Origin of the sequence: Paraburkholderia sp. RL17-337-BIB-A (assembly GCF_046025895.1) — a bacterium.
GTDB classification, from domain to species: Bacteria; Pseudomonadota; Gammaproteobacteria; order Burkholderiales; family Burkholderiaceae; genus Paraburkholderia; species Paraburkholderia fungorum_C.
In genome coordinates this window covers 140,400-158,859 of the sequence record NZ_JARESY010000001.1, presented here as the reverse complement: position 1 = coordinate 158,859, position 18,460 = coordinate 140,400, and the positions used below count along the sequence as shown (strand labels likewise).

The following is an 18,460-nucleotide window of genomic DNA, read 5'->3' as shown; positions in this document are numbered from 1 at the left end:
GTTTCCGCCCAACGCTGGTTTTGCGCCGCACGCCGGCGCCTGGAAGTTGAAGTCGCTGAGTTAGCGGACGAGAACCCTCGACGCACAATCGATCGATATAGCAGGAGGCGCAATCGCCGGCCGCCGGATTGTCTGATAGCGCTTTGCGTCTGAAATGTGATCCGTTAGTTGCAATTTACACCGAGGCTCTAATCGAGGTTGCCAAAACGTCACCCTCATTGCGCGTAGCGGCGATGCAAGGCCGTCGCCACTTCCGCGAAACGGGCGCGTAATTCCGGTGGCGCCAGCACGTCGGCCTCGGTGCCGAAGCGCAGTAACTCCGCGCATGCCTGCCTGACCGAGCCCACCGGCAATGTGACCGTGCGCCAGCCGTCGGCTGGATCCGGTTCACCGATTTTCGCCGCTGAGCGTGCGAACGGTGAGACGAAGACTTCGAGCATCTGCATACCCCATGGCGACAGGCGCAGCGTTGCCTCGCTCGCGTGCATCTCTTCGGACAGACGCTGCGTGTTGTCTTGCCAGTAGGCCGCCAGATCGAAAACGGCCGGGCGCTCGAATGTTTCGTTCAGCATGCTCAATTCGAGAATGCGCGAAATGCGGTAGATGCGGATATCCGTGCCGACCCGGCCAACCACATACCAGGCCCCGCTTTTCAGCACGATGCCGAGCGGTTCGATGCGGCGAAACTTTTCGGCTTTCCAACTCTGATAGCGAATCTCCAGCGGATGCTGTTCCCACACCGCGCTGGCGATCAACGGCAGATTCGCGGGCTGATCCGCGTCGGAAAACCAGGCCGGGGCATCGAGGTGAAAGCGCGAGCGCATGCGCTCCGCGGTCAAGCGCAATTCGACCGGCAGCGCGGCGAGCAACTTGATTTGCGCGCCGGCCATCACGGCGCCGAGACCGAGTGCTTGCACCGGTCCCGGCAAGCCGGCGAGGAACAGCGCCTCCGCTTCCTGCGAAGAGAGACCGTTCAGACGCGTGCGGTATCCATCGAGCAGACGATAACCGCCTTCCGCGCCACGTTCGCTCTGGATGGGAACGCCTGCGGCGCTCAAGGCGTCGATGTCGCGATAGATCGTGCGCAGCGAAACGGCGCATTCGTCGGCAAGCGACTGCGCGGACACACGGCCACGCGCTTGCAGTGTCATCAGGATGGAAAGGAGGCGGCTGGCTCTCATGCGCAGAAAGTGTAGTCATACCTGACACAAACTGACAGGTACGAAGGCCTAGTATGGCTGCATCCGGCGCCAGATGAATGCTGGTGTTCCCAACCGATGTTCATTGACCAGCAAGGCCCCAGCCATGACCCCAGAACGTACGATCACGCTGTTCCACTCGCCGCAATGCCGCTCTGTCAGCGCACTCACGCTGCTCGAGGAGCTCGGCGCCCCGTATCAGCTGAAGGTGTTGAACATGAAGGCAGGCGAGCAGCGCAGGGCGCCCTATCTCGCGATCAATCCGCTCGGCAAAGTGCCGGCGATTCTTCACGGCGACGCGCTGGTCACCGAACAGGTCGCCATTTTCATCTATCTGGCCGACCTGTTTCCTGACGCGGGCCTCGCGCCGGCGCTCGACGATCCATCGCGCGGGCCGTACCTGCGCTGGCTGGTGTACTACGCGGCATGTTACGAACCGGCGCTCGTCGACAAGGCGATGAAGCGCGACCTGGCGCCGCTTGCCACCTCGCCTTACGGCGACTTCGATTCGATGCTCGGCACGCTGACGAGCCAGTTGGAGGCGACGCCTTATCTGCTCGGGGACAGGATGTCGGCGGCGGATATCTTGTGGGGCATCGCGTTACATTGGGGGATGATGTTCAAGCTGGTGCCCGAGACGCCGGTCGTACTCGAGTATGCCCAGCGTATCTGCTCGCGGCCGAGCTTCGTGAAGGTGCGCGAGCGGGACGTCGCGTTAGCGGCCGAGCATGAGGCGGCGGTCAAGGCCGCCGGATGACACTGCTTACGGCAAGGCCTGTCGCGGTGATGCAGGACGCGGGATGCACGCGGCGGCCGGTTCGCTGATCGGCTTCCGGTTGAATGCGCCGGGATTTGAGACAATGAAGGCCGCCGGTGAATGTCTTCCCGGGACAACCGGGCGTCACCTCGGCCTTTCATGCAGATGCCGCCCCATTGAACAAGAGATGTTTTCAGGTATGAGCAAGACTGCATTTATTCCCAGCGTCCCCGCGACGTCGGAGGAAGATTTTGAAGTTTCGGCCACGTCGAAGCTGGCTGGCTACCGGCGTTTCTTCGGCGTGTTGAAGGTGGTTCGCACCACCGATGGCCGCGTGCTGTTTCCGTTCGACGGCGCGCCGGAACTCGGCCCTTACGCGACCAAGCTGGAGGCCGTCGCGGCGGCGCAGGTATATGGCGAGCACATCGTGACCAGCGACTTGGCGCGCCCGGAGTTGTAAGCGAGGGAGCGTGGCTGAGGTTTTGTGATCACCTGGATTGATTGCTTGGCTTGGTCATTCGGCATTGTCATTTGAGGTGGTCACTTCGGGAGCAATGGATGTCTCGTCTGCGCAAAGTGGGCTCATCGGCCGCGGTTGTATGGACGGCGGTTGCGCTGATGGCCGCGTGCTGCCAATCCGGCTTCGCTCAGAACGCTGACGCTGAAGCCGATGCCGGTCAGAAGGCGCTCGGAGAAGCCGAAGTCATTCACGCTCAGGTCCACATCGTAGCGATCTACCCGGCCACCAACAGCATCACGCTGCGTGGTCCGCACGGCAATCTGGCGGATGTCGACGTCAACCCCAAGCTGGGCGATGTCAGGAAACTGCGGGTCGGCGACAAGCTGAACGTTGCGTACCAGCAGGCGCTGCTGCTTCAAATCGACAAGGTGAGGACCAAAGGTGTTCGCGAACGCATCGAGACAACGGCGACGATACCGGCTTCAGCGGGATACGCATCGTCGGCGCATCGGGTGCAGATAGTCGCGACGGTGCTGAAGATCGACCGCAAAAGCCGGATGGTGACGCTGCGTGGGCCGAAGCATCGGCAGGTGCTGAGGGCGGCAGAGCGGATTCCGCTCGACGAGTTGAAAGTCGGGGATAGCGTGCGGGCGGAGTTTATCTCGGCTGCTGCGGTGGAGGTGGTGAGGGAGTGACATGTGCAAGCCGCTTCAATAGCAGGCGCAACTTCCGATATTTAACTTCGCTCGAAAAGCAGGCGTTCTAACGCGACAATACCTTCATCGTCGAATAGAAGCGTGTTAATGAGGTCGTTCGAATCACAAATGAATGCATCCGCGGCGAATACGAGCAAGCAGGGACTTCTCCCCGAGGCTCTTGCCGTACGAGGTCAGTATGCTGGACCGCTCTGAATTCCTGTTGGCCACGCTTCAACTGGCAGCCGCTGCTGAGCTTCTTGCCAAGGCGGGTCCTGAGGATTTGCAAATCGATGCGCTGCAGATGCTAGCGTTGTTTCGCAAGCACGAATATTTGAGCAGAGATTCGAGTGCTGTCGCGACAAACGATGACGAGCTGTTCGCGCGCACAGGCCAAGCCGCACTAACAATGGCTGGACGCAATGAGTTTGCCGCGTCGCATGCCCTTCTGAGGCAGGCGCGGTCACTGTTGCCCTCGATTTGAAAAGCAGTTCCTACACGCTGGAACTGTGATGTGCTGCGAGTGCGTCGTGGCAAAGCGCCTTCATCCGCTGAACCATTGTGCTTGACTCGTTGAGTTCCATTTCGCTGGTGAAGAGGGCATTGACGCTAGACAACCGGACCGCGACCCCGGCCGCCAGTAAGTCGTTACCGGCGATCTTCAGAGCAAGTTGGCCGATGCGAACTCGGTCCGGCCAGCGCATCCTCAGGCGATTTTTCTTCAACCACTGGCGGCAGCACGCCACAACATGGTCCACCCGCCATTCGTTAGTTAGCGCGTAGGATGCTGCTGCAGTCGCGACGAGGAAACATAGCAGGTCGGAACGCGCACTTTCGTGCTCAATAAATCCAGGGTCAGTCATGGCTATTGGTTTGCCTGCTACGGTTAAGCAAACCCACTACCTGTGGGCGAGGGCGTGTGAATCAATATGATCACAATTTCACGGTAAGTGCAGTGTACCGTGTCAGCCCGCACCCCACCCTCACTCCACCGTCACCGATTTCGCCAGATTCCGCGGCTTATCCACATCCGTTCCACGCGCACAAGCCGTGTGATACGCCAGCAGTTGCAGAGGCACCACGTGCAGAATCGGTGACAACAAGCCATAGTGCTCCGGCATCCGGATCACATGCAGACCTTCATGATTCACGATCTTCGTATCCGCGTCCGCGAACACATAGAGCTCACCGCCCCGTGCGCGCACTTCCTGAATATTCGACTTCAGCTTCTCCAGCAGCGCGTCATTCGGCGCCACCGTCACCACCGGCATCGCTTCGGTCACGAGCGCCAGTGGCCCATGCTTCAGCTCGCCAGCCGGATACGCCTCCGCGTGAATATAGGAAATCTCCTTGAGCTTCAACGCGCCCTCGAGCGCGATCGGGTAATGCAAGCCGCGACCGAGGAACAACGCATGCTCCTTGCGCGAAAACTCTTCCGACCACGCAATGATCTGCGGCTCCAGCGCCAGCACGCTATTCAACGCCGCCGGCAAGTGGCGCAGTTGCTTCAGATACTCGGCTTCCTGCTCCGCGCTCACCTGCCCACGCAGCTTCCCAAGCGTCGCGGCCAGCACGAACAGGGCAACCAGTTGCGTCGTGAACGCCTTGGTCGACGCCACGCCGATCTCGCGACCGGCATGTGTCAGGAACGACAATTCCGTCTGGCGCACCATCGCGCTCGTGCCGACGTTGCACACCGCCAGCGTATGCTTATGCCCCAGTGACTGCGCATGCTTGAGCGCCGCCAGCGTGTCGGCCGTTTCGCCCGACTGCGAAATCACCACTACCAGCGACTTCGGATTCGGCACCGACTCACGGTAGCGATACTCGCTGGCAATTTCCACCTGGGTCGGGATCTTCGCGATCGACTCGAGCCAGTACTTCGCGGTCAGTCCCGAGTAGTAGCTCGTGCCACATGCCAGAATCAGCAGGTTGTCGATATCCGCGAACACCTTCTCGGCACCTTCGCCGAATATCGACGCGTCGAACGAATCGTCCTGCGGGATCGTGTCGGTAATCGCGCGCGGCTGCTCGAAAATTTCCTTCTGCATGAAGTGACGATACGGACCGAGTTCGACCGCGCCGCCATACGCCGCGACCTGGCGCACGTCGCGCTGCGCTTCGTTGCCGTCACGATCGGCGATACGCACACTTTCGAGCGACAGTTCGCAAACGTCGCCTTCTTCAAGGAAGATGAAGCGCTCGGTGCTGCCGGCAAGCGCCAGCGCATCCGAAGCGAGAAAGTTCTCGGCGTTGCCGAGACCCACCACCAGCGGCGAACCTTGCCGCGCACCGACCACCGTATGCGGCTGATGCTTATGCAGCACCGCGATCGCATACGCGCCGTGCAATTGCGCAACCGCTTCACGTACTGCCGCGAACAGGTCACCGCGATACAGGCTGTGAATCAGATGTGCGATAACCTCTGTATCGGTCTGCGAGACAAACGTGTAACCCTTGCCTCGCAGCATTTCACGTAGAGACTCGTAGTTCTCGATGATGCCGTTGTGTACCAACGCGAGCTCATCTTTCGAGAAGATCGGGTGCGCGTTGTCGGTCACCGGCGCGCCGTGCGTCGCCCAGCGCGTATGCGCGATACCCGTGATGCCTTCAAGGTGGCTTTCGCGCACCTGCTCGTCGAGATCCGCCACACGCGCGACGCTGCGAGCACGGCGCGGCCCGTCATTACCGAGTACCGCGACGCCGCACGAATCGTAGCCGCGATACTCGAGGCGACGCAGTCCTTCGATCAGGACGGGAACGATATTACGTTGCGCAACCGCGCCGACAATCCCACACATGGCTTATTCCTTTTCAGTGCCGGGTTTCAGGGAGCGCGCTCCGCGCGCGCGTCACGCCCATCAACTTTTCTTCCTGGTCGGGCGTACGTATCCCGGCTTGCTTGTTTGAGTCTTATCGTTCAGGACCAGCATGTCTTCTTCGACATCCTTCCACACTGTCGTACCCGCGGCGATCGTCACGCCGCGCTTCACGCGCACTGGCGCAACGAGCTGCGTATCCGATCCGACGAACACGTCGTCTTCAATGATCGTGCGGGACTTGTTCGCGCCATCGTAGTTACAGGTGATGGTACCCGCGCCGATATTCACGCGCGCGCCGATATCCGCGTCGCCGATATACGTCAGATGATTCGCCTTCGAGCCATGACCGAGCACCGCGTTTTTCACCTCGACGAAGTTGCCGACGTGCGACTCGTCCTGCAAGGACGCGCCCGGACGCAGCCGCGCATAGGGGCCGAGCACCACGTTCGCACCGACCTCGGCGCCTTCGATGTGCGTGAAAGCGTCGACACGCGAGCCGGCACCGATCGTCGCGTTGCGGATCACGCAGTTCGGGCCGACGGTCACGTTGTCGGCCAGCGTGACGCGGCCTTCGAACACACAGTTCACGTCGATCGAGACGTCGCGGCCGCATTCGAGCGTGCCGCGCACGTCGAGGCGAGCCGGGTCGGCCAGGGTGACGCCGGCAATCAGCAGCGCCTCGGCGACATTGTGCTGATAAATCCGTTCGAGTTCGGCAAGCTGCTGCTTGCTATTCACGCCGAGCGTTTCCCACTCTTCGTCCGGCTGGGTGGTGACAACTTCGAGCCCTGCTTCGATTGCCATCTCGACCGCGTCGGTCAGGTAGAACTCGCCTTGCGCGTTGTCGTTCTTCAACGCCGCGAGCCAGCCGCCAAGGCGCTCGGTCGGCGCGACGATGATGCCGGTGTTGATCTCGGCGATCTTGAGCTGCTCGGGCGTTGCGTCTTTCTGTTCGACGATGCGCGACACCTTGCCGTGCTGATCGCGCACGATGCGGCCATAGCCGCTGGGGTCGTCGAGCGTGACGGTGAGAACACCGTAGCCGCCTTGGCCCGCGCGATCGGTCAGCGCCTGCAGCGTGCTGGCGCGTGTGAGCGGCACATCGCCATACAGCACGAGCGTGGGTTGGGACGGATCGAGCAGCGGCAGCGCCTGTTGCACCGCGTGGCCCGTGCCGAGTTGTTGCTCCTGCGCGGCGAACTGGACGTCCGGCGCCGCTACCGCTTGACGCACGGCGTCAGCGCCATGCCCGACCACCACGACGAGCCGCGTGGGCTTGAGCGTGCGGGCAGTGTCGATGACATGAGCGAGGAGTGGCCGGCCAGCCAGGGGATGGAGCACCTTGGGAAGCGCGGACCGCATGCGCTTGCCGGTGCCTGCCGCCAAAATCACGATGTTCATGGCGTCGACAAATAGACAAGTTTGGAGCCGACGATTCTATCATGCAGCCTATGGCGACAAAGGCCGCTCGGGCGGCCTTAAAGTGGGTAGAAAAGCGCCAAATCCCACATTTCCCGCACGTTTTTCGTGTGTTTTCCGCCTGTTTTCCGTGTCTCTCACATATCGTCGAACTGGACGATCGAGATCGGTTTCGATGCACCGAGCCGCGCACCATCGCCGGTATCGGTCGAACACGGCTCTTCGTCGAAGGCGATATCGCCTTGCGGATCGGCCTCGCCCGTGGCGCGCAGGCCGGCGAACGGGAACAGCTTGTGGTCCATCAGGTGCGACGGCACGATGTTCGACAACGCATTGAACATGTTCTCGATGCGGCCCGGGAAGCGCTTCTCCCAATCGCGGATCAGCGCCTTCATCTCCGCGCGCTTCAAGTTCGGCTGGCTGCCGCACAGATTGCACGGAATGATCGGGAATTCGCGCAGCTCCGCGTACTTCTCCAGATCGGCTTCCTTCACATAGGCGAGCGGGCGGATCACGATGTTCTTGCCGTCGTCCGATTGCAGCTTGGGTGGCATGCCCTTCAGCTTGCCGCCGTAGAACATATTCAGCAGCAGCGTTTGCAGGATGTCGTCGCGATGATGGCCGAGCGCGATCTTGGTCGCGCCGAGTTCGCCCGCCACGCGATACAGAATGCCGCGGCGCAGCCGCGAGCACAGCGAACAGGTGGTCTTGCCTTCCGGCACCAGCCGCTTGACGATGCTGTACGTATCCTGGTTCTCGATGTGAAACGGAATGTCGAGTTGCTTCAGGTATTCGGGCAGCACATGCTCCGGAAAGCCCGGCTGCTTCTGGTCGAGATTCACCGCAACGATGTCGAAGTTGATCGGCGCGCGTTCGCGCAGCCGCATCAGGATTTCGAGCATCGCGTAGCTGTCTTTGCCGCCCGAGAGGCAGACCATCACCTTGTCGCCTTCCTCGATCATGTTGAAGTCGCCGATCGCCTCACCGACCTGGCGCGCAAGGCGCTTGAACAGCTTGTTGTTCTCGTAGGCTTCTTTCTGCTCGCGGCGCGTGAGCGGCGCTTTGCCCGCTGAGGCGTGCGCGGCCTGTGCAGCTTCAGGGGCCGCGCCGCCGTTCAGGGTTTCCTGAGCATTCATGGCTCAATCCTCTTTGATGCGGAAGACCTCGACGCCCACCGCGTCGCAGTCAGGATAAACGTCCGGCTTTTCGGTCGATACGCACACGGCACGCACCTGCGGATGAGCGAGCAAGGCCTTGACGAGGTCGTCGCAGAGCGTTTCCTGCAAGTGAATATGACCTTGTTCGACGCGACGCGCGATGGTTGAACGCATGAAGTCGTAATCGACGACTTCGTTCAGCTTGTCCTGAACCGGCGTGGACAGCGCGAGCGGCACGAACAGTTCGACGTTGATCACGACGCGCTGTTCGCCACGCTTTTCGAAGTCGTGCACGCCGATGTTGATGTGCACTTCGTAATTGCGCAGAAAGAGCCGGCGGCAATCGGCGAGCCGGGGATGCGAAAGAGCGGCAAACATGTTCGTTCCAGTCGAAAAAAAGCGTGCGGGGCACGCAAGGGGACGCTTCAGCGCACGGGCGGCTGCCGGTTCAACCCGGCAACAAGCGCGCGCGGTTCAGGCGCCCGTCAAAAACATCACGTCGCGCGGCAGCGGCACCAGGTGCTGCCCACCGTCGACCACCAGCGTCGTTCCGGTGACGCCCGCCGCATCGGCGAGATACAGCGCGGCGGCGACGATATCCTCCGGCCGCGATGCGCGGCCCAGAGGCGTAGCACGGTGAGCTTCATCAAAACCTGCCGGCGTTTGATCGCCGGATTGCATCGTCAGGCCGGGCGCGAGGCCTACCACGCGCACTTTTGGCGCCAACGCCTGCGCCAGTGCCACCGTCGCTGTCTGCAACGCTGCTTTCGACAGCGTGTACGACAGGTAATCCGGATTCATGTTGTACAGCTTCTGATCCAGCACGTTGATGACGACGCCGCGCTGGCTCTCGTCGGTGCGCGCGGCCTCCGGCGTGGCCTCGAACAGCATACGCGCCAGCACGAGCGGCGCGCCGAGATTCATTGCGGTGAGCTTCAGCAGCAGGTCGTAACCGACGTTAAGCGCCGTATCTTCTTCGAAGCGCGACGCGTTGTTGACGATACAGGTCGGACGGCCCAGCGCGGCGGTACAGGCGGGCAATAATCGCTCGACCTGGGCTTCGTCGCCCAATTCCGCGTGCAAAGCCACTGCCCGGCGGCCCAAGGCGAGGATTTCCGCGACCAGTTCGTCCGCTTCGGCCCGCGACGCCCCGTAATGGACCGCGACGTCCCAACCACGCGCGGCAAAGCCGAGCGCGAGCGAGCGCCCAATGCGGCGGGCGGCGCCCGTAATCAGCACGATGCGCGGCGTTTCAGGCGCGCGGGCGGCGGCAGTATCCATAGAGGCGGTCATTTACAATGCGGGGATGAATCCGAAAGCTCACCAACCCGATAGTTTACCTGCTCCCGGCCCGAGCGCGCTCGCGCAGTCCGAAGCGCTGGTCGCACAGATCCGCGCGGAGCTCGAAACGGCTGGCGGCTGGCTGCCGTTCGACCGCTACATGGAGCGCGCGCTGTACGCGCCGGGACTCGGCTATTACAGCGGCGGCGCCCGCAAGTTCGGGCTGCGCGGCGACGACGGCAGCGACTTCGTGACGGCGCCCGAAATGTCCCCGCTGTTCGCTGCAACGCTGGCGCGCCCGCTTGCCGAAGCCTTGCAGGCGAGCAATACGCGCGAGGTCATGGAATTCGGCGCCGGCACGGGCAAACTGGCCGTCGGATTGCTGAATGCGCTCGACGCGCTGGGCGTCGAATTCGATAGTTACTCGATTGTGGATTTGTCGGGTGAATTGCGTGAGCGCCAACGCGAGACAATCGAAGCCGCCGCGCCGCCGCTGGCCGCGAAGGTGCGCTGGCTGGACGCGTTGCCGGAGCGTTTTGAGGGCGTGGTGATCGGCAACGAGGTGTTGGACGCGATGCCCGTGAGGCTCTTTGCTTTTACCGGCGGCGCCTGGCACGAACGCGGCGTGGTGTGGCGCGATGAGGCCTTTGCGTTCGACGACCGTCCGGTGTCAGCCGTAGCGGACATTGCGTTTCTGGCCGAGATCGAAACTGCCGGCGACGACTACGTGACCGAGACGCACGACGCCGCCCGGGCATTCACACGGACCATCTGCACGATGCTCACGCGCGGGGCGGCATTCTTTATCGATTATGGTTTTCCGCGTCACGAGTATTACCATGAGCAGCGCGCGCAGGGCACGTTGATGTGCCATTACCGGCACCGGGCGCATGGCGATCCGTTCGTTTATCCGGGCTTGCAGGACGTTACCGCGCACGTCGAATTTACCGGCATCGCCGAAGCGGGGGTCGAGGCTGGTGCGGATTTGTTGGGGTTTACTTCGCAGGCGCGGTTCTTGTTGAATGCGGGGATTACCGAGGCGTTATCGGCGCTCGATCCTTCGGACACGATGAAGTTTTTGCCTGCGGCAAATGCGGTGCAGAAGTTGTTGTCCGAGGCGGAGATGGGTGAGCTGTTCAAGGTGATTGCGTTTTCGCGCGGGCTGGATGACACGCTGCAAGCGTTTTCCAGTGGCGACCGGTCACATACATTGTGATTTTCTTGCGTTAGGGATTTGCGATGATCCGCTGGCTGTTGACTACGTTTGTTGCGGTGGCGGTGTTGTCGGCCTGCTGGCCGTGGCTTCGGAAGATTGGGATTGGGCGGATGCCTGGGGATGTTACGTTGCGCCTCTTCGGGCGGGAGTATCCGTTTCCGTTTATGTCGACGCTTGTGCTTTCTATGGTGTTGTCGTTGATTGCCAGGGTTTTGTAGTTGGTGTTTGCCCTTTGGCGGTGAGCTTTGGGTGAGTGCCTTCGGCGGCGGGCTTTGCTTTGGGTTTTTGTCTGCGCGATGCGCGGTGTCTGTTTGCCGATGGCGTTGGGGTTTTTTTGATTTGGGTTGGCTGCGCGGCGCTTGTTTCTGTTTGCCTACGGCGGTGGGCCTTTCTTGATTTGTTTGCCTGCGCGGCGCTCGTTTCTGTTTGCCTGCGGTGTTGGCCTTTCCTTGATTTGTTATTGGTCTATTAGCGTCGCCCCTGTGCGGGGCGGGCACCTACTTTTCTTTGCCTGCCGCAAAGAAAAGTAGGCAAAAGAAAGCGGCTCAAACCGTTAATTCTTAAGCGGGTCCCCCGCACAGTCGCGGTAGTGGTGCATCTGGAATCCGTGCCCTCGCACATTCGGCCCTGGTGACACAGCCGTCATACTTCCGGCGGCGCTGCGCGCGCCGAAGCGCATTTCTCAAAACCAATTACTGCGTTTCGCGTTCGCGCTCCACTCGCGCTTATCAGCTTAGTCGGTTCATTCGGCTTATTTGACTCATTTGACTCATTTGACTCATTTGACTCATTTGGCTCATTCGGCATTTCGCCGAGGCGAAGCCGATGACCCCCACCACCCCCGAACAAAGCCACTGGTTTGCATGATCGTTCCTTCCGGCGAGCACGCAGGGCGAGGCGGGAAGTATGAGTGCCTTGTCACTCACGCTGAATGTGCGGGAGCACAGATTCCAGATGCACCACTACCGTCACTGTGCGGGAGACCCGCTTCAGAATTCGCGGTTTGAGCCGCTTTCTTTTGCCTACTTTTCTTTGCGGCAGGCAAAGAAAAGTAGGTGCCCGCCCCGCACAGGGGCGACGCTAATAGACCAATAACAAATCAAGGAAAGGCCAACACCGCAGGCAAACAGAAACGAGCGCCGCGCAGGCAAACAAATCAAGAAAGGCCCACCGCCGCAGGCAAACAGACAACAAGCATCGCGCAGACAAAAAACAGACTAAGAAACCACCCCTTCAACAGCGCGAACGCGCTCAAGATGCACAGCATCCCTAATCCCCTCAGGCGAGTCAGCGAGCCTTCTAGCCACAGCACCAGCATCCACGCCCCGCGCGGCAACAAGCGCAACCCGCAGCCGCTCAGCCTGCGGATACTCCCGCATCTCAAACCCAAGCCGCCCACGCGCATCCGCCTCGCAAGCCTGCAAGGCTTCAGCAAACCGCGCAGGTTTCCGAATCGCATCGCTGCGCTCGAGCAGCCTCACCAACGCGGCAGCCCCCATCTCCATCACGCGATGAATGTTCCCATGCTCCCGCGCCACCAGCAGCGCCAGATCGCGACAATCGTTCGGTACCCGCAACCGCTCACATAAGGGCTTCAGCAAATCCACGCTGCGCCCCTCATGCCCGATATGCCGCGGCAAGATATCGTCCGGTGTCGTCGCTTTGCCCAAGTCATGCGTCAACGTCGCAAACCGCACCGGCAACGCGTACCCCTGCTGCGCAGCATGGTCGATCACCATCATCACATGCACGCCCGTATCTACCTCGGGGTGATAGTCAGCCCGCTGCGGCACGCCGAACAACGCGTCGATCTCCGGCAGAATCCGCGCCAACGCACCGCATTCCCGCAGCACCTCGAACATCCGCGACGGCTTCTTCTCCATCAACCCGCGCGATACTTCCTGCCACACGCGCTCGGCCACCAGCGCATCCACCTCACCGTCGGCCACCATCTTGCGCATCAGCGCCATCGTCTCCGGCGCAACGGTGAAATCGACGAAGCGCGCCGCAAACCGTGCAATCCGCAAAATCCGCACGGGGTCCTCAAGAAACGCATCGCTGACGTGACGAAACAGCCGCGCCTGCAAATCGCCCTGTCCGTTAAACGGGTCGATCACCGGGCCGGTCAACTCGCCATCCGGGCGCATCTCACGCGCCATCGCGTTGATCGTCAGGTCGCGGCGAGCGAGATCCTCTTCGAGCGTGACGTCGGGTGCATAGAAGAACTGGAAACCGTGATAGCCGGCCGCCGTCTTGCGCTCCGTGCGCGCAAGTGCGTACTCCTCGTGCGTCTGCGGATGCAGGAACACGGGGAAGTCCTTGCCCACCGGCCGATAGCCCTGCGCCACCATTTGCTCGGGCGTCGCGCCAACCACCACGTAGTCACGGTCCTGTACTGGTACGCCCAATAGCTCGTCGCGAATCGCTCCGCCTACCGCATAGATATTCATGGGCATACGTCTTGATCAGGAAGTGTGTGCGTTTCGCGCAGCGCGTCGTCGATCCATGCCTTCACGGCGGGCTCGGCCGTCACGCGACGAACATAAGCCGCGGCGGCCTCGGACAACGCCGGCTGCCAGGTGTTGAAGCGCATCACTACCGGCGCGTACATCGCGTCGGCAATGCCGAACGCGCCGAACAGGAAGGGACCACCGTATGTATCCAGGCACTTGCGCCAGATCGCGTCGATGCGCGCAATGTCGGCCAATGCCTCCGGCGTCGCGTTCTTGCCCGGAAACGACGCGCGAATATTCATCCACATGTTCGAACGCAACGCACCAAAACCCGAATGCATCTCGGCGCTGATGCTGCGCGCGAACCCGCGCGCCGCAGGATCACGCGGCCACAGCGCGTGCTGCGGGAAGCGCTCAGCCAGCGTCTCGGCGATCGCGAGCGAATCCCACACGACGAGGCCGTCGTCGGCAACCAGAGTCGGCATTTTGCCCGCGCTCGCCGGCGCGTGAGACAGAATCGCGGCCTTCGTGCCGGGCTCACGCAAGTGGATCAGCACTTCCTCAAAGGGAATGCCGAAATGTTTGAACAGCAGCCACGGACGCATCGACCATGACGAATAGTTCTTGTCACCAATAAGCAGCTTCATGCTTCGAATAGGAAGAAGGATAAAAAAGGTTCAGCGCCCCGCGCTGGCGCGAAACGTGTCGAAGCGCGAGCGCGTCGACGCGCCAGTCAGATACACGGGCGCGATCGTTTCGATGCTGGCGGGTTCGATGCCGAGTTCGGGCGCAAGCGGCCCGCTCAGCACGTTGTCGACTTTCATCGAATCGAGATTGTCGCGCGAGATCACCGGTTCGCCCGGCGCCATTTCGAACGTCAACGCTTGCAGGCGCGCCAGTGCTTCCGGCAGGCGAACGATCCGCGCATGCCGGCCACAATACGTGACGAGGTCTTCGAGTGTATAAACGGTCGGGCCGCCCAGTTCGTAGGTGTGGCCGCTCGCTGCATCGAGATCAAGCACGTTGCAGATCGCTTTCGCTACGTCGCCCACGTACACCGGCTGGAATTTCGCGTCCGGCATGGCGAGCGGGATCATCGGGAACACCCGCTGCAGGAATGCGAACTTGTTGAGAAGCTGATCTTCGGGACCGAACACCACGGATGGCCGGAAAATCGTCCACGCCAGATTCGCAGCGTGCACGGCCTTTTCACCATCACCCTTCGAGCGCGAATACATGCTCGGGCCGTTGGAATCGGCACCGAGCGCACTGATATGAATCAACCGATGCACGCCCTTGCCTTCGCAAGCCGCAACGATTCTGGTCGGCAATTCGACGTGCGTGCGCGCGAACTCCGGGCCGTAGGGCTTGCCGCGCTTGCCATGCAGCGTGGCAACGAGGTTGATCACACAATCGGCGCCTTCGACGAAACGCGCGAGCTGCACCGGATCGAACACGTCCGCTTCGATCACGTCGATGGGTAACAGGGTGAGATGGCGGGCGTTGTAACGCCGCCGGGTGGCGATGCGCACGTCTTTGCCCATTTCAACAAGGGCGTTGACGAGATGGCTGCCGATAAAACCGGACCCGCCGATGACCGCAATGGCTTGATGTCGCATTTTTCGACTCCCTGGTGGAAGCCGCGGCAACAGCTGGCGTGGCGCACCGCCGCATCAGACATGACGCGGCGGCGGCACGGCGCTTACGGTGCGATATAACCCAGACGCACCTTCAGCGATTGCGGACGGCCTTCGAACAATGCCGCGTAGTAGACCGTGTTGGACAACACATTCTTAACGTAGTCGCGCGTTTCCTGGAACGGAATAGACTCGGCGAAGATCGCGCCTTCTACCGGCTGCTGCAACTGTTGCCGCCAGTTGCGCGGGCGGCCGGGACCGGCGTTATAGCCGGCGGTGGCCAGCACGGCGGACCCGTCGAACTGATTGTAGATCATCGACAGGTAGTTCGTGCCCAGCAGGATGTTGGTGTTGATGTCGTTCATCTGCTCGCGCGAAATCGGGCCGAGGCCGATCTTTTTCGCCACCAGTTGCGCGGTGCCCGGCATCAACTGCATCAAACCGCTCGCCCCGACTTCCGAGCGGGCATTCATGATGAAGCGCGACTCCTGGCGAATCAGCCCATACGCCCATTCCACATCCAGCCCATTCGACTGCGCGTCGCGCTCGACGATGTCCTTGAATGGCGACAGATAACGCAGCGAGAAATCGTGCTCGCTCTTCGTACGGTCCGCCGTGTTGACGGTGCGGTCATACAGCTGGATACGGCGCGCGTATTCGGCGGCGGCGAGCAGTTGCCGGTCGCTCATGGTGCGCAGCGGCCAGTTCCATTCCCGATTGCCCTCGAGCCGCAGATTCAGCGCATAGAAACGCTGCGCCAGATCGAAGCCCGGCGTGTTGCCGGCCTGTTGAACTTCAGCGTCGCTCACCGTTGTTTTAGGCGGCACGGTGATCTTCTGGCCGAGTTCTTCCGCCGCCAGTTGGCCGTAGAAGTTGAAGCCCTGCGAGATCGACTCGAATTCCTGGTTGGCCGTGGTCGTGTCGCCGGCTTGCTTCAACGCGCGTGCATGCCAGTACACCCACGACGGCTGATTGCGCAGCGCCGCCGGCATCTGTTCGATCGACCAGCGCACCATCGTCCAGTCGCCCGCGAGTAGCGCGCTGCGGGTGCGCCATTCGTACGCCGGGTTCGACAGCGGTGCATTCGCCGAAAGCCGGTACCAGTCGACCGCGCCCGGCATCTGTTTGGTGGCGGCCTGATAGGCAATCGTGCCCCAGCCGATGGCGCGCTCGGGCGAGCTCAGCGACGGCGCTACCGAGGCGAAAGTGGCCGCGGCCATGGCCGGATCGTTGCGCGCCATGCGCGTGATCGCGAGCAGCGCGAGTTGGTGCGACTGCGTGTCCGGACCGACGCCGCGAGCCAGCAACAACGGCGGCGTGCTCGTGGCCTGGCCGAACAACACCGGATCGGGCGGCTGGTTGCTCAGTGCATCGACCAGTTTGCTGCCGGTGTTGGTGTAGTTCTGCTCGTACGCTAGACGGATTTGTTGCCAGACGTCGTCCGAACTGAATTGCTGGTTGACCGCCAGCGAAGTGATCAGATCGACGCAGCCGTCGCCGTACCATTTTGGATCGACCAGCAGCGCACGTGCCGCGTCGGCGACGTTTTCACCGCGCGCGGCGCGCGATTCGAGCGCGTAGCACTTCACCTGCGTATCGTCGTTCAGCACGAAGCGCGCGTATTGCTGATCGAAGTTGCGCCAGTCGTGACGCGCGCCGAGCACCGTGAGGTAGTCATTGCGCAGGCGGTCGGCGACCGCCTGGCCATCGTACTTCTGCAGGAACGCCAGCACCGGCGCATCCGGCGCGTCGATGCGCGCATGGCCGCTGGAATCGAATAACTGCGGCTTGATCTGGAAATACTCGAGATACGACGGCGCCGGGTAGTTCGGGATCATGCTCGCCAGTTGCGCGGCGCGTGCCGCGTCGTTATTGCGGGCGGCTTCGCGAAGCTGAACGAAGGTCTGGTCGTCGTTCGTGAGTTGTGAAAGAGGAATGGGCTTGACGGCGGAGGCCGTGCTACACGCGACGAGTGCCGTGGCGGCAAGCGCCAGACCGGCCGCGCGATATACTCGATAGAGGCGTTTTGACATCGTTGTTTCTGGAGCGCGAATTGAACCCAAGCATAGCATGCAACCCCGTCGCGGAATCGAAAAAGGCACTGCGTCGAATGCTATTGGAAACAAGGCTACAAGCGGCTTCCGAGCCGGCGCACAACGCCGCGCTCAGCCGTCGCATGCTCGACGCGTTGAAGCACTACGGCGTGAGCAGCGTGGGGTTCTATTGGCCGCTGGCGGGCGAGTTCGACGCACGCGCCACGATTGCGATCTGGCTTGCCGCCGACTCGCAACGCGAGGCGAGTTTGCCGATCGTCAAGGACCGCGGCGTGCCGCTCGAATTCCACGCATGGGCGCCGGATACGCCGATGAAGATCGGCCATCACAAGATCGCCGAGCCCACCTCAGGGCGCGTGATGGTACCCGACCTATTGTTCGTCCCGTGCGTCGGTTTCGACGCCGACGGCTTCCGGCTTGGCTATGGCGGGGGGTATTACGACCGCACGCTGGCTGTATGGCCGGGTGCGAAGAAACCGCTCACGGTCGGCATTGCTTATGAAGCGTGCCGCACGGACGCGTTGCAGCGCGAGGCCCACGACATCCCGCTCGATCTGATCGTGACGGAAGCCGGCCTGTATCCGCGAGCGGCGCAATAAGCGGCCAGGCGTTTGGCAATCAGGCGTTCGGTGAGCGTCGCGCGAACCGTGGCTGTGGCTGTGGCTGTGGCTGCGGCTATGGCCGTGACCGGGCGCACACACCAACGACCCGTTATAAAGACGCCGCCGCCCGCGCGGCCGTGTCATACAGTCCGGACGCATTGCGCATCAGTTGCGCCGCCTCGCCGATTTGCTCGTTGGTCAGGCCGCTTTCCTTCAGCGTCGAGATCAGGCAACTCTCGCGCACCTCGCGATACTTCAGACAGAGCGCGCGGCCCGCATCGGTCGCCGAGAAGAACACTTCCTTGCCGGTCTTTTCGCTTTTTACATACCCTCTAGCTACGAGCTTCTTCAACGCGTAGGTGGCGACGTGCGTGTCTTCGATGTTCAGCACGAAGCAGATGTCCGCCAGCTTCTTGCGCCGCTCGCGATGGCTGACGTGGTGCAGCAGCGAGACTTCGATGGCGGTCATGTCCTTTTCTCCGGCTGCCGACATGCAGCGCACCATCCATCGGTTGAACGCGTTGCCCGCCATGATGAGCGCGTACTCCAGCTCGGACAGCTCCGCGCTTGTGTCAGACACGAGATGTTCCGAGGAGACGATCTTGGTGGGATGGCGCGACATGGTGAAAATTCTCGAGAAACAGGTTGGAAAGGTGTCGGGAGTGTACGACGAGCCACCCCTTCCCGGGAGCCTGGCGAAAACGCTTA

At 61.7% G+C, this 18,460-nt stretch carries 19 protein-coding genes; 7 read left to right on the top strand and 12 right to left on the bottom strand.

Features of this window, described 5'->3' with window-relative positions; all coding sequences use genetic code 11:
* Positions 1-215: 215 nt before the first annotated feature.
* The gene (locus P0D84_RS00715; RefSeq protein WP_408331636.1) at positions 216-1,181 is read right to left on the bottom strand and encodes a helix-turn-helix transcriptional regulator; all 966 of its coding nucleotides are present in this window, start codon (positions 1,179-1,181) and stop codon (positions 216-218) included.
* A 124-nt stretch (positions 1,182-1,305) separates the two neighbouring features.
* On the opposite strand from P0D84_RS00715, the gene P0D84_RS00710 reads away from it, so the two are divergent.
* The 4 genes from P0D84_RS00710 to P0D84_RS00695 all read left to right on the top strand — a co-directional run bounded on the left by P0D84_RS00710 (position 1,306) and on the right by P0D84_RS00695 (position 3,595).
* Positions 1,306-1,956 (top strand): glutathione S-transferase family protein, encoded by a 651-nt coding sequence (locus P0D84_RS00710; RefSeq protein ID WP_408331634.1) that lies wholly within the window; start codon positions 1,306-1,308, stop codon positions 1,954-1,956.
* A gap of 199 nt (positions 1,957-2,155) precedes the next feature.
* Positions 2,156-2,416, top strand: coding sequence for a DUF6723 family protein (locus P0D84_RS00705; RefSeq protein WP_408339595.1), 261 nt, complete (start codon positions 2,156-2,158; stop codon positions 2,414-2,416).
* Positions 2,417-2,514: 98 nt separating this feature from the next.
* Positions 2,515-3,111, top strand: a complete 597-nt coding sequence (locus P0D84_RS00700; protein WP_408331632.1) for a hypothetical protein — start codon at positions 2,515-2,517, stop codon at positions 3,109-3,111.
* Between the two features lie 199 nt (positions 3,112-3,310).
* The gene (locus P0D84_RS00695) at positions 3,311-3,595 is read left to right on the top strand and encodes a hypothetical protein (RefSeq protein ID WP_408331630.1); all 285 of its coding nucleotides are present in this window, start codon (positions 3,311-3,313) and stop codon (positions 3,593-3,595) included.
* A 10-nt stretch (positions 3,596-3,605) separates the two neighbouring features.
* On the opposite strand, the gene P0D84_RS00690 is transcribed toward P0D84_RS00695, so the two are convergent.
* The 6 genes from P0D84_RS00690 to P0D84_RS00665 all read right to left on the bottom strand — a co-directional run bounded on the left by P0D84_RS00690 (position 3,606) and on the right by P0D84_RS00665 (position 9,802).
* Positions 3,606-3,974 carry a hypothetical protein gene (locus tag P0D84_RS00690; protein ID WP_408331628.1) on the bottom strand — a complete coding sequence of 123 codons (369 nt, stop codon included), beginning with the start codon at positions 3,972-3,974 and terminating at the stop codon, positions 3,606-3,608.
* 120 nt (positions 3,975-4,094) lie between these two features.
* Positions 4,095-5,912, bottom strand: coding sequence for a glutamine--fructose-6-phosphate transaminase (isomerizing) (gene glmS, locus P0D84_RS00685; protein WP_408331626.1), 1,818 nt, complete (start codon positions 5,910-5,912; stop codon positions 4,095-4,097).
* 60 nt (positions 5,913-5,972) lie between these two features.
* Entirely contained in the window at positions 5,973-7,334 is a 1,362-nt protein-coding gene (glmU, locus tag P0D84_RS00680) for a bifunctional UDP-N-acetylglucosamine diphosphorylase/glucosamine-1-phosphate N-acetyltransferase GlmU (protein WP_408331624.1), read from the bottom strand.
* 155 nt (positions 7,335-7,489) lie between these two features.
* Positions 7,490-8,488, bottom strand: a complete 999-nt coding sequence (gene ttcA / locus P0D84_RS00675) for a tRNA 2-thiocytidine(32) synthetase TtcA (RefSeq protein ID WP_408331622.1) — start codon at positions 8,486-8,488, stop codon at positions 7,490-7,492.
* A 3-nt stretch (positions 8,489-8,491) separates the two neighbouring features.
* Positions 8,492-8,887 (bottom strand): dihydroneopterin aldolase, encoded by a 396-nt coding sequence (locus P0D84_RS00670; protein WP_074281934.1) that lies wholly within the window; start codon positions 8,885-8,887, stop codon positions 8,492-8,494.
* 96 nt (positions 8,888-8,983) lie between these two features.
* Positions 8,984-9,802, bottom strand: a complete 819-nt coding sequence (locus P0D84_RS00665; RefSeq protein WP_408331620.1) for an SDR family oxidoreductase — start codon at positions 9,800-9,802, stop codon at positions 8,984-8,986.
* A gap of 13 nt (positions 9,803-9,815) precedes the next feature.
* Between P0D84_RS00665 and P0D84_RS00660 the strand changes: the two genes are divergently transcribed.
* Together P0D84_RS00660 and P0D84_RS00655 are read left to right on the top strand one after the other, a co-directional pair.
* Positions 9,816-11,006 carry a class I SAM-dependent methyltransferase gene (locus tag P0D84_RS00660; protein WP_408331618.1) on the top strand — a complete coding sequence of 397 codons (1,191 nt, stop codon included), beginning with the start codon at positions 9,816-9,818 and terminating at the stop codon, positions 11,004-11,006.
* A gap of 23 nt (positions 11,007-11,029) precedes the next feature.
* Positions 11,030-11,224, top strand: coding sequence for a DUF2905 domain-containing protein (locus P0D84_RS00655; RefSeq protein WP_172176246.1), 195 nt, complete (start codon positions 11,030-11,032; stop codon positions 11,222-11,224).
* 999 nt (positions 11,225-12,223) lie between these two features.
* Here the strand turns inward: P0D84_RS00655 and P0D84_RS00650 are convergent.
* From P0D84_RS00650 to P0D84_RS00635, 4 genes are all read right to left on the bottom strand, one after another.
* Positions 12,224-13,456, bottom strand: coding sequence for a multifunctional CCA addition/repair protein (locus tag P0D84_RS00650; RefSeq protein WP_408331615.1), 1,233 nt, complete (start codon positions 13,454-13,456; stop codon positions 12,224-12,226).
* A complete protein-coding gene (locus P0D84_RS00645) occupies positions 13,453-14,106 on the bottom strand; it encodes a glutathione S-transferase family protein (protein WP_408331613.1) in 654 nt (217 codons plus the stop codon). The genes P0D84_RS00650 and P0D84_RS00645 overlap by 4 nt, the downstream gene beginning before the upstream one ends.
* A 30-nt stretch (positions 14,107-14,136) precedes the next feature.
* The gene (locus P0D84_RS00640; RefSeq protein WP_408331611.1) at positions 14,137-15,078 is read right to left on the bottom strand and encodes a complex I NDUFA9 subunit family protein; all 942 of its coding nucleotides are present in this window, start codon (positions 15,076-15,078) and stop codon (positions 14,137-14,139) included.
* Between the two features lie 83 nt (positions 15,079-15,161).
* Positions 15,162-17,129 (bottom strand): lytic transglycosylase domain-containing protein, encoded by a 1,968-nt coding sequence (locus P0D84_RS00635; protein ID WP_408331609.1) that lies wholly within the window; start codon positions 17,127-17,129, stop codon positions 15,162-15,164.
* Between the two features lie 77 nt (positions 17,130-17,206).
* Here P0D84_RS00635 and P0D84_RS00630 point away from each other — a divergent pair, with 77 nt between their 5' ends.
* Positions 17,207-17,749: a 5-formyltetrahydrofolate cyclo-ligase gene (locus P0D84_RS00630; RefSeq protein WP_408331607.1), complete on the top strand. Its 543-nt coding sequence runs from the start codon at positions 17,207-17,209 to the stop codon at positions 17,747-17,749.
* Between the two features lie 112 nt (positions 17,750-17,861).
* On the opposite strand, the gene P0D84_RS00625 is transcribed toward P0D84_RS00630, so the two are convergent.
* Positions 17,862-18,374 carry a winged helix DNA-binding protein gene (locus tag P0D84_RS00625; protein ID WP_179734916.1) on the bottom strand — a complete coding sequence of 171 codons (513 nt, stop codon included), beginning with the start codon at positions 18,372-18,374 and terminating at the stop codon, positions 17,862-17,864.
* Positions 18,375-18,460: the final 86 nt, after the last annotated feature.